Below are 8,832 nucleotides of genomic sequence, written 5' to 3'. Positions count from 1 at the left end.
CTCCAGCGCACGGCGTCGCTGCCAGAAGCCCACCGTGTGCGGCGGATGAAACGTCCAGGCGCTCGTACTCGGGTCTGTGCGCAGGGCCGTGAGCAGGGTCGCTGAACTCTCCTCGAACCACCGCAGAAACACTTCGGGATCGCGCGGAGCCGGGGCGGCCTCGTGCTTGCCGTGTTGGGGAGGCCACCTCGATGGGGCCGGCGGCCGTGGTCACCGGCCGCGGCCGGTGGCGGCCATTGCGCACCACCAGCCGGCAGCCGGCCTCGTCACGCTGACCAGCGAGCTCCGCGCTGTACTGGTCCACCTCCGCCTCCAGGGCTGCGGCCAGCATCCGCCGAGCGCCCTCGCGGACGATCTCGTCGATCAGGGAACCGGCCTCGGTGGTGCCCTTTTCGTTGACTACGCTGAGCACGGGCGTACCTTCCCGACCCGCTTTCACAGCGCGGACCTACTCCGTGACTTGACGATCATTCACTCGGGAAGGCAAGCCCTTCGCGCGCCCTCCAGCGGAGCTGATCCACACGTCCTGAGCATTGCTCTGAATCACGATGTGGCGGACTCTGCCGCGATCAGGCCGGCCATCCCGAGCAACGCAACGCCGGTGACACGGTCCAGTCGGCGGTGGGCCTGACGACTCATCTGCGCCGCCCTGATCACACTGCCCGCAGCGGCGAACACTGCGGCCGCCACTGCTTCCGCTAGAAGGTAGAAGGCACCGAGGATGGCGAGTTGGGCTGTGACGGAGCCGTGACCGGCAACGACGAACTGCGGCACGAAAGCCGTGAACACCAACACGGCCTTCGGGTTGCTGATCGCGACGAGGAACTCCTTACGCGCCAGCACGGACAGGGTCGGCCTCACCTGGCCTGAGGTCTTCGCGACGGCTTCGTCCGGTGCACCGCCCCGCCGGAAGCTAGCCCACAAGACGGTGGTGCCCAAGTAGGTGAGGTAGACGACGCCGGCCCACTTGATCAGCGTCAGTGCCCACACCGACGCCGACAGCAGCGGCCCCAGCCCAGCCACGACCACGACCACGAGGATGGCGAACGCGACGAGCCGTCCGCATACCCCGACCATGGAACCGCCGAAGCCTCGCACCATGGCGTGCCGCAGAGCCAGAAGATTGTTGGCTCCGGGAGTGAGTGCTACTAGCAGCGCCATCGCAAGAAAGCCCATGATCCACACTTTTATCGCTCCTCCTGTGGTGCGTTGCCGTTGGTGCCTCTCGGGGAGTCAGCATCCGGGCGAATCGGCCTCATGGCGCCAGTAGCATCGATTCTGCAATCGGGGTGAACTGCGGCCCGTGGCCTGGGTGACGCCTGCTTCCGTTGCTCCGGTCCTTGGGATGGCGGTCCGCGTGGCGTCGGCGGGGGCGGCCGAACGGTCGGCGGTTGCGGTGTGTAGGTGGTCATCTGGCGACCTCTCGGTTTCGTCGACGAACTGGTCCCCCGCCGGGCGGGGCGGGGCGGGACGTGGACCAGGACCCGCCGCGCGCTCGTGTGCGTCGGGCGGAGCCGCCGCCCTCTGTCGTGAGAACCGGGGCAGCAGGGTCAGGCGGCAGCCGGACCTCTGGCCGTCCGGCCGTCGGTAGGCGAAGGGCGGTTCCTCAGCCGGTGTGTGTCTTCGTGGTGCGTGCCGTGATCCGGAGGAACAGCAGGGCGGCGACCGCCAGGGCGGCTCCAAGGGCGTAGACGGCCGACGTTCCCGCAGGCAGCGAGATGCCGCCGAGTACGGTGCCCAGGCCGATGCCCAGGTAGATACCGGAGGAGTTCAGGGAGACGAGCAGGGGCGCTTCCTGCGGGGCGGCCTCGATCAGCCGATGCTGCTGCGGCGGCGTCTGACACCAACTGCTCGCTCCCCACAACAGGACCAGCAGGCCTACTACGGGCTGCACGGAACCGTGCGCGGCGGCGATCCAGGCCAGGGCCCCGAGGGCGAGCGCCATGGTGAGGTATCCGGCGGTCAGGACCCGGACCGAGCCCCAGCGGTCGGTGGCGTAGCCGGCCGCGACGTTGCCGAGCACGGCGCCCAATCCGTACAGGAAGAGCATCCACAGCATGGCGCTCTCGGGGATGCGCACCGCTTCGAGCACCGGGACGCTGTAGGCGTAGGCGGTGTAGCAGGCCCCCATGCCCAGGAGGGTGAGGGGCAGGACGGCCAGTACGGCCGGCCGGCGCAGCACCGCGAGCCGGGTGCGCAGTGCCACCCGGGGATTGCCGGGTACCTCCGGCATGTTCAGACGTAGGCCGACCGAGATGACCAGGCACAGCGCGGCCACCACGCCAAGGGTGCTGCGCCAGCCGAGCCAGTGGCTGATGAGGTTGCCGAGGGGAACACCCAGCGCGGTGGCGACGGTCAGGCCGCCGACGACCACGGCCAGGGCACGGGCCCGCAGTTCGGGGCGGACCAGGGCGGCGCCGACCGCTGCGGCGTGGGGGGTGTACGCGGCAGCGCCGGCGGCGGCGATGATCCGGCTGACGATCAGCACGGCGAGGCTGGGTGCCAGTGCCGACAGGAGGTTGGCCACGCCGAGGGTGAGCAGTGCGGAGATCAGCAGGGTGCGCCGGGGCAGGCGGGCGGTCAGGGTGGCGAGGGTCGGCGACAGTACGGCATAGGCGGCGGCGAACACCGTGACCGACTGCCCGGCGGCCGTCTGCGACACGTGCAGCGAGTGGGCCATGGAGGGCAGGAATCCGGCGACGACGAAGGCGTCCGTGCCGACGGCGAAGGTGCCTAAGGCCAGGACCAAGGTCGACGATAGTCCGCCGGGCTCGGGGGGGTTCTTGGCGTCGCTCGCCGGACGACCAGACGAAATCGAGACACTCGACATCCAGGTTCTCCTCACAGATGTGCCCCACCGGAGTCGCGGGGTATGGAGCGATCAGCGGGCCGTGCGCCCGTGGTGGCGCCTGGCACGCTCCATGGCAGCGGGCGGCGCGGTGGCCATGATGTCCGCCAGGGTCTGGCCGGCGAGTTCGCGGCGCCACGCCAGTTCGGCCCGACGCATGGCGGTGGCGATGCCGCAGGCCCGCCGGAACTCCCCGGCGGCCGCGTCCGCTCCCTCGCCCCGCCGACGGATCTCGGTACAGCGGAAGGCGTCGTCGGGGCCCTCGATGGCGGTGACGACGTCCATGAGAGTGATGCGCTCGGGGAGCCTGGCGAGCCGGAAACCGCCCCGGGCCCCCGCCGTCGAACTCAGGATGCCGGCCCTGACCAGCGCCTGCAGCCTCTTGTTCAGATACGCCTGAGGCAGGTCGAACCAAGCCGCCAGCTTGGCGGTGGACACAGGTTCCTCATCCCCGACCCAGGCCAGCGTCAGACAACAGTGCAGCCCCCACTCGACACCCTCGCTCATGCGCATAACCAGGACACTACACCTCTAGGTTCACCGTGGACTACCGCTTCGCGAAGACGCCGCGTCCGGAAGGATGCCGCGTCCACGTCCGGGAAGGCGTCATAGAAACGGGCCCAACAGCGGTCTGCTGCCGTGCAGTTCCCCCGTTCCGTGCGGCGGTGCGACTCGGCGCACTCGGCGCACTCGGCGCACTCGGCGCACTCGGCGCACTCGGCGGGAGCCTCTCGAAGGACCGGTGGCGCAGTCCGCCTGCGACAAGGAGTCGGTTGATGGTGACGGCGACCCCGGTTCGGGGCGGTGCATGCCGGGCTCACGTTGCGCTGCATGTCGATGACGAGGAGCGCGGCACGGTGCGGTATCGGCGGCATCGGCCTACCGCAGTCCCTCTGCCGTGGCGGCGGACAGTCCCGAGGCGCCATATGGGCCTGTATCCCTGACGCGTGTCCGGCCTGCCAGGCAGGCGGCAACCGCAATCGGAAGGATGAGGAGCGCGAAGGCTCCGATAAATGCCGGCGTCCAATGCCGCGACCTCCAGCGGGGCCCAGGCCGAGTCGCGTTCCTCGACCCGGGTGGTAGTGCCGCCCAGGGCCTGATGGACAGCCTGGCGTGCCGCAGTGGTGGCGAAGACGTCTCGGCCTTTCATCTCCCGAGCCGCGATCAGGAGTCGGCTGGTCTCCGCCTTGCCTCCGGGGCACTCGCCCAGGCCCACGATTCCGTTCTCCAGCCTGAGCTGCACCACGCAGCGCAGGACCAAGGGCTCGTGCACGCCGGTGCTGTTCAGCAGCGGAGGGTCCTCGAAGGCGATCGGAGTGACTGTGACATCAACGATCTTCATGAACTCTCCAGGGTGTGTCGTCTCGGTGCAGGACAACGTTGTCTGGAAGGAACGGGCCCGGAGCGACACCGGACCCAGGGGGCCAGTGACGACGACGGGCCCCGCGAGGCCGGCCAGGAGCTGGCGTTCGACGTCGCCGTGGGCGTGAGGGTGGTACCAGTAGGTGCCGGCCGACCCTGGGGGGAGGGTGAACTCGCGGACATCGCTCTGGCCAGGCGCGAGGTGGGTCAGGGGGGCGTCGGTGGCGGGCGGCATGGGGACGCCGTGCACATGCAGGCTGGAAGGGGCGTCGAGGTCGTTGCGGAAGGTCAGCCGTACCCGGTCGCCTTCGCGCAGGCGCATGAGCGGTCCGGGGCCGGGCCCGGTGTGGTTGTAGGCCAGCCGCCCCTCCCCCGCGCTGCCGGCGGTCAGGGTGGCGGTCTTGGTCCTGGGCTTGCCCGTGGGAGTGCTGACGTCGAGTTCGGGGAGCTCGGGCAGGGGCGGTCCGTCGGGGAGTGCTTCTGCGGAGGTGAGGGATCGGACGAGGGGGATGAGGGCGCCCGCCGTGGCGGCGGTGCCTCCCACGATCAGAGAGCGCCGCGACAGGTAATCAGCCATGGTGGTTGTGGGTGTCAGAGGACGCGGCGGGGTCGGTGTCCGCGGGACCCGGGGCGGTGGTGGTGTCCTGGCCGGTGATGACGAGCTGCCCCTTCATGCCGTTGGCGCTGTGGCTGCCGACCGAGCAGTGCATGGCGTAGCGGCCGGGGGGCGCCTGGACGACCACGGTGCGGCTGCGGCCGCTGGGGACCTCGATGTCGATGCCCAGCTTGTCGACGGCGAAGGCGTGGGCGTCGTCGGTGTCGTTCGTGAAGGTGAAGGCGACCGGCTGTCCGGGGGCGGCCCGCAGGATGGAGGGCTCGAAGCGGTAGTTGACCATGTCGACGGTCGGCAGTGCGGCGATCTGCTCGGCGGTGAGTGAGCCGGTGTCGTCGCTCTGGGGGGAGCTGAGGATGACGCCCGCGCTCAGCGCGAGGGCTGCGGCCAGGGCAAGGCCGCCGGTGAGGGCGGGGGTGCGGCGCTTGAGGAGCGCGGCGGCTATTGGCCCGGTCACCGCGCCGGCTGCGGCGAGTTCGAGGAGGGCGGCAGCGAAGTACAAGGGGTCCCCCGGCCGGGTGAGGTCGAAGGAGAGGCTGGCCGTGCGGGTGGCGATGACAGCGACGACGGCCAGGAGGGAGGCGATTGGTGCCCAGCGCACGCGCCGCCAGGTCAGGAAGGCCGCGGCGAGGGGCAGGACGGCCAGTGCGGCCATGCCGGGGTTCGGCTGCCCTCCCAGCACCAGGTGGGCGAGAAGCTCGCAGAACGCCAGGGCCAGCAGTCCGGCGGTTCCCAGACGGTCGGGGAGTGTCAGCGGCCGGGCGGCGAGGGGGGTGGTGGTCATGGTCGGTCGGGCCTTCCGGGGTGGGATGTACTGCGGAGGATTGGCGTCGTAGCGGGTTGCACGGAGTGCATGTGAGACGAGCGGACGGCAGCCGGGGAGGCGCATGGGCATGACGGCCATGCGCCTCCGGTCCGGCCGGGTCGTGCCGGGGTTCAGCTCCGGTTCTCCGCGGTGGCCTTCAGGACGTCCAGCCATGCCAGGAGCGATTCCTCGAGCGCCTGGTGCATGGCGTGCGGGGCTGCCTCGACGGGGGCGCCCGCCCAGGACTCACGGGTGCTGACCTGTACACCCTCGTCGGTCTCCTCGAACTCCCAGACGTGGATGCCGGTGATGCCGTGGGCGGGGCCGCCCCAGACGATGCGGCGCATCGGCGTCAGTTCGGCGACGGTGGAGCGGATGTCAAGGCCGGCTGTGGTCCAGTCGAAGGAGGCGCCTGGGGCGAGCGGTGCGTGCAGGACCGCGGTGTCGATGCCTGTGTTCCATGTCGGCCAGGAGGCGATCTCGGTGTGCAGGCGCCAGATCGTCTCCAGCGGGGCGTGCACGGTCTGGCTCAGTTCGACGACGACGGGTGCGGTGCGGTCGATGTCCATCATGTTCGTTCTCCAGAAGAGGGTGACCGGTTGGGCCGGGGCGGATGGTGAAGGAAGTGCGGTTGCGGCTCTGGCCGGTGGTTCAGGAACTGCCGGGGAGATCCGGCGCTGACGTGGCCGCACGGTTGCGGCCGCGCAGCAGGTGGATGCCTGCTCCGGCCGCGGCGAGCAGTGCGATGAGGGCAGCGGCGACGAGGGCGTGGCGGTAGCCGTACGCCAAGGTGGCGAGTGCGGGTGTGGCCTGGGCAGCGACCGGGGCTGCGAGGGTGGTGAGGATCGCGAGTCCGAGGGCGCCGCCGACCTGCCGGGAGGTGTTGATCAGCCCGCCGGCGATGCCGGCGTGCCGGGGTTCGGCCCTCTCGATGCCAAGGGCGGTCAGGGGGACGAAGGCCAGGCCGAGTCCGGCGCCGATCAGTACGGACGGGCCGAGGAGGTCGGGCAGGAAAGCACCGTCGAGGGGGAGCCGGGCCAGCCAGAGCAGGCCGGCGGCAAGCACGATCAGGCCGGGCAGGAGGGTGCCCCGCAGGCGTCCCGCGGCCCAGGAGGCGGCCATGAGGGCTGCGGCCAGAGGTAGTTGGGTGAGGCCCGCTTCGAGAGGTGAGTAGCCGAGGACCTTCTGCTGGTAGAGCGGGAGGAAGAAGAACGTGGCGACCCATACCGCTCCGAGCAGCAGCATCAGGAGGTTGCCGGTGGCGACGGACCGGGTGCGCAGCAATGCGGGCGGCAGAAGGGGGTCTTTCGCCCGTCGCTCGATCGGCATCAGCGCCGAGAGCAGCAGCATTCCGGCTGCCGGGAGGACGAAGTCGGGCAGAGGGGTGGTGTCCTTGGCGCCGAGTCCGTAGACGAGGAGGGTGAGGCCGGCGGTGACGATGAGCGCGCCGGGCACGTCGAGGCGGGCAGTGCGCTTGCGTTCGCTCCGAGCCAGGAGGAGAGGGGTGGCTATGAGGCCGGGGAGGGTGAGCAGGGCGCTGATGGCGAAGATGGCCCACCAGCCCAGAGTGCTGGTGAGGACTCCGCTGAGCAGGACCCCTGCGGCTCCGCCGGCCGCGGAGGCCGCTCCCCAGACACCCAGTGCTTTGCCGCGGCCGGGGCCTGGGGCCCAGTGAGCCAGCAGGATGGCGAGGCTCGCAGGTGACAGCAGGGCCGCGCCGATGCCCTGGACCGCTCGGGCCCCGATGAGTATTCCGGCACCTGAAGAGACACCTGCGGCCAGGGAGCCGACGGCAAAGACAAGGAGGCCGGCCAGGAATGCGGTTCGGTGGCCGAGGAGGTCGGTGAGGCGACCGCCCAGGGGCAGCAAGGCTCCGAAGGCGATGAGGTAGGCGTTGACGATCCAGGCCAGGCCGTTCGGGGTGAGCTCGAGGTCCTGCCCGATGGCGGGCAGGGCGACGTTGACGATGGAGGTGTTGAGCACGACGAGGAACTGCGCACCGGCCAGGAGGGTGAGAAGGAGGCCCGGGCGGAGGGAGCGTGGTGGGAAGGAGGCGGGGGTAGACATGATGCCTTTCGGGATGTCCGGGGCGGGGCGCGCACGGCACCGGGCGCGCCCCGGGAATGCCGACGGGGCTGTTGCTGCAGCACGGCGCACCAGGGGCGGCAGGGTGCGGGGCGGCGCGGGCCCGGTACGTGCTCGAGCGGCCGGCCGCCGGACGCGTGGGGTTGTGCGGTGAGGATTCCTTGCCGCTGTCGAACGGCTGCGCCGCGGGCAGGTGCCGCGCCGGGGGTCGGGGCCGTGACCGGGCGTGCCGTGTTCAGGGGCGCTGGTCGCTCTTGAGGGGGCGCTTCTCGGCCTGCTGCTTGAGGTTGTTCAGCCAGTTCTCCAGAGAGGCGTCCAGGGCTCCCTGCAGGTAGACGGTGTTGGCGGCGACGGGGTCGCCGGTCCACGATTCCTCGGTGTGGACGTGGACGCCGTCCCGGGCCTGGGTGAAGGTCCACACGTGGACCGCCGTGATGCCCTGGGCCGGCCCGCCCCAGACGATGCGGCGCTTGGGCTGGACCTGCTTCACCGTCGAGGTGATGTTCTCCAGCCCCTCGGTGGACCAGACCCACGAGGAGCCCGGACGCAGCCGGCCCGGGGTCTGCTTGACCGAGGAGCTGACGCCCGGCTGCCAGGCCGGCCAGTTCTCGACGTCGGTCTGAACGCGCCACACCTGGTCCAGGGAGGCGTGGATGACGATGTCATCCCGGGTGATGACTGGGGCCTTCTCGTCGATCCCTACCGGCGCGGGCCCTGAGCTCCCGAGGGCCAGGGGCAGTGCGGCAAGGAGTGCGGTAACGGAGGTAGTGAACATGAGAGTTCCTTTGGGGAAATCGAGAGATGACACCAACACCAACAAGAGAGTGTGGTTGTTCACTCACCATTGGGTCGGCCTGAACTCCAGGGCGCGGCGCGCAAAAAGCCTGGAGAAATACCTGCATCACATAGCGGGGGCGATTTCCGGGCCGCCCTTCCGGCATGTGAGTAGTCAACCACTCTTACTCGTCCAACGTCAACCGCCTCTTCGTCGATCCCCATGCGACCAGGTCGGGAGGCGCTCACGCCGCACTCTCGGACGAAGGGGTCTCAGGACGCCGCCCGCGATAGCAACCGGGCCATAGCGGGCTGCACAGCAGGGCCTTAGAGGCCCCCTCCCGC

Annotated in this window: 8 protein-coding genes and 2 pseudogenes; all 10 read right to left on the bottom strand. The window is 70.3% G+C overall.

Translation table 11 applies throughout. From position 1 onward, the window contains the following. Positions 1-132 (bottom strand): annotated as a pseudogene (locus tag ABZ454_RS37590) (maleylpyruvate isomerase family mycothiol-dependent enzyme); the annotation flags it as partial. A 43-nt stretch (positions 133-175) separates the two neighbouring features. Beyond that, positions 176-412: pseudogene (locus ABZ454_RS37585) on the bottom strand (IS256 family transposase); the annotation flags it as partial. 131 nt (positions 413-543) lie between these two features. Continuing rightward, positions 544-1,176 (bottom strand): LysE family translocator, encoded by a 633-nt coding sequence (locus tag ABZ454_RS37580; RefSeq protein WP_359543960.1) that lies wholly within the window; start codon positions 1,174-1,176, stop codon positions 544-546. Positions 1,177-1,606: 430 nt separating this feature from the next. Continuing rightward, on the bottom strand, positions 1,607-2,749 hold the full coding sequence (locus ABZ454_RS37575; protein WP_359543959.1) for an MFS transporter: 1,143 nt from the start codon (positions 2,747-2,749) through the stop codon (positions 1,607-1,609). A 132-nt stretch (positions 2,750-2,881) separates the two neighbouring features. After that, a complete protein-coding gene (locus ABZ454_RS37570) occupies positions 2,882-3,361 on the bottom strand; it encodes an Rrf2 family transcriptional regulator (RefSeq protein ID WP_356320248.1) in 480 nt (159 codons plus the stop codon). A 304-nt stretch (positions 3,362-3,665) separates the two neighbouring features. Beyond that, the gene (locus ABZ454_RS37565) at positions 3,666-4,787 is read right to left on the bottom strand and encodes a multicopper oxidase domain-containing protein (protein ID WP_359543958.1); all 1,122 of its coding nucleotides are present in this window, start codon (positions 4,785-4,787) and stop codon (positions 3,666-3,668) included. Then, on the bottom strand, positions 4,780-5,607 hold the full coding sequence (locus ABZ454_RS37560; RefSeq protein ID WP_359543957.1) for a cupredoxin domain-containing protein: 828 nt from the start codon (positions 5,605-5,607) through the stop codon (positions 4,780-4,782). The genes ABZ454_RS37565 and ABZ454_RS37560 overlap by 8 nt, the downstream gene beginning before the upstream one ends. A gap of 152 nt (positions 5,608-5,759) precedes the next feature. After that, positions 5,760-6,200, bottom strand: coding sequence for an SRPBCC family protein (locus tag ABZ454_RS37555; protein ID WP_356320242.1), 441 nt, complete (start codon positions 6,198-6,200; stop codon positions 5,760-5,762). Positions 6,201-6,279: 79 nt separating this feature from the next. After that, complete coding sequence (locus ABZ454_RS37550) at positions 6,280-7,695, bottom strand: MFS transporter (protein WP_359543956.1); 1,416 nt, start codon at positions 7,693-7,695, stop codon at positions 6,280-6,282. 253 nt (positions 7,696-7,948) lie between these two features. Next, entirely contained in the window at positions 7,949-8,488 is a 540-nt protein-coding gene (locus tag ABZ454_RS37545; RefSeq protein WP_359543954.1) for an SRPBCC family protein, read from the bottom strand. Positions 8,489-8,832: the final 344 nt, after the last annotated feature.

This window comes from Streptomyces sp. NPDC005803 (genome assembly GCF_040630435.1).
Taxonomy (GTDB): Bacteria; Actinomycetota; Actinomycetes; order Streptomycetales; family Streptomycetaceae; genus Streptomyces.
Note: the sequence above shows the minus strand (reverse complement) of the source record. Positions and strands in the feature narration are given on the sequence as shown.

Coding starts and splice junctions, on each gene's coding strand:
- ABZ454_RS37580 (WP_359543960.1), bottom strand. CDS start 1,176: ATGGGCTTTCTTGCGATGGCGCTGCTAGTAGCACTCACTCCCGGAGCC.
- ABZ454_RS37565 (WP_359543958.1), bottom strand. CDS start 4,787: ATGGCTGATTACCTGTCGCGGCGCTCTCTGATCGTGGGAGGCACCGCC.
- ABZ454_RS37570 (WP_356320248.1), bottom strand. CDS start 3,361: ATGCGCATGAGCGAGGGTGTCGAGTGGGGGCTGCACTGTTGTCTGACG.
- ABZ454_RS37545 (WP_359543954.1), bottom strand. CDS start 8,488: ATGTTCACTACCTCCGTTACCGCACTCCTTGCCGCACTGCCCCTGGCC.
- ABZ454_RS37550 (WP_359543956.1), bottom strand. CDS start 7,695: ATGTCTACCCCCGCCTCCTTCCCACCACGCTCCCTCCGCCCGGGCCTC.
- ABZ454_RS37560 (WP_359543957.1), bottom strand. CDS start 5,607: ATGACCACCACCCCCCTCGCCGCCCGGCCGCTGACACTCCCCGACCGT.
- ABZ454_RS37555 (WP_356320242.1), bottom strand. CDS start 6,200: ATGATGGACATCGACCGCACCGCACCCGTCGTCGTCGAACTGAGCCAG.